This is a genomic window from Streptomyces sp. JJ38, from assembly GCF_019303475.1.
In the GTDB taxonomy this organism is placed as follows: Bacteria; Actinomycetota; Actinomycetes; order Streptomycetales; family Streptomycetaceae; genus Streptomyces.
Window position 1 is genome coordinate 1 of sequence record NZ_JABLSI010000102.1, and the last position, 352, is coordinate 352.

At 77.0% G+C, this 352-nt stretch carries 1 protein-coding gene and 1 pseudogene (both running past the window's edge); both read right to left on the minus strand.

Annotation, left to right across the window (positions count from 1 at the left end):
- On the minus strand, positions 1–352 hold part of the coding region annotated (locus HPT28_RS26415; RefSeq protein ID WP_308119537.1) for a methyltransferase domain-containing protein (this coding region is incomplete at its 3' end). 8 nt of the annotated region lie beyond the right edge of the window; 352 of 360 annotated nt are visible.
- Positions 321–352 (minus strand): annotated as a pseudogene (locus HPT28_RS26420) (radical SAM protein); its annotated part runs 901 nt beyond the window's last position; the annotation flags it as partial. The gene HPT28_RS26415 and the pseudogene HPT28_RS26420, both read right to left, overlap by 40 nt.

A 352-nucleotide genomic window follows, 5' to 3' on the forward strand; every position in this document is an offset into this window, starting at 1 on the left:
GGCGTCCGGGCAGGGCAGTCGCTCGGCGTCCCCGGTGGTGAACTCGGCTCGGTGAGCGAGCCCCGCGGCCTGGGCGGCACCCTGGGCGAGGGCCGTGTTGGCCGGGGCGAAGTCCACGCCGTCCACCCGGACTCCGAGGACGTCGGCGAGGAGCAGGGCCGTCGTGCCGCGCCCGGAGGCGACATCGAGGACACGGCCGTCCGGGCGCAGGGCGAGGCCGCCGGCCAGGTGCCGGGTCAGGGTGGTACCGCCGGGGTGGTAGGGGTCGCCGAGCAGCGCGCCGACGATGTCGGAGGAATACGCGGCGGCGCAGCACGCCTTCACCCCCTCGCCGTCCGGCAGCTCGACTGCC